The 636-nt window shown below is 50.8% G+C and carries 1 rRNA gene; it reads left to right on the top strand.

The features are described 5' to 3' along the window. A 23S ribosomal RNA gene (locus tag AC19YQ_RS24975) occupies positions 1-636 on the top strand; the annotation flags it as partial.

Here is a 636-nt window from a genome sequence, read left to right as displayed (position 1 = left end):
CTTACCAAACCGATGCAAACTCCGAATACCTACAAGTGCCGAGCATGGGAGACACACGGCGGGTGCTAACGTCCGTCGTGAAAAGGGAAACAACCCAGACCGTCAGCTAAGGTCCCAAAGTTATGGTTAAGTGGGAAACGATGTGGGAAGGCTTAGACAGCTAGGAGGTTGGCTTAGAAGCAGCCACCCTTTAAAGAAAGCGTAATAGCTCACTAGTCGAGTCGGCCTGCGCGGAAGATTTAACGGGGCTCAAACCATACACCGAAGCTACGGGTATCACTTAGGTGATGCGGTAGAGGAGCGTTCTGTAAGCCTGTGAAGGTGAGTTGAGAAGCTTGCTGGAGGTATCAGAAGTGCGAATGCTGACATGAGTAACGATAATGGGTGTGAAAAACACCCACGCCGAAAGACCAAGGTTTCCTGCGCAACGTTAATCGACGCAGGGTTAGTCGGTCCCTAAGGCGAGGCTGAAAAGCGTAGTCGATGGAAAACAGGTTAATATTCCTGTACTTCTGGTTATTGCGATGGAGGGACGGAGAAGGCTAGGCCAGCTTGGCGTTGGTTGTCCAAGTTTAAGGTGGTAGGCTGGAATCTTAGGTAAATCCGGGATTCTAAGGCCGAGAGCTGATGACGAGT

The sequence above is a fragment of the Pseudomonas sp. MF06569 genome (assembly GCF_059862735.1).
The sequence above is the reverse complement of the archived record's forward strand: the minus strand, read 5'-3'. Positions and strand labels throughout refer to the sequence as shown.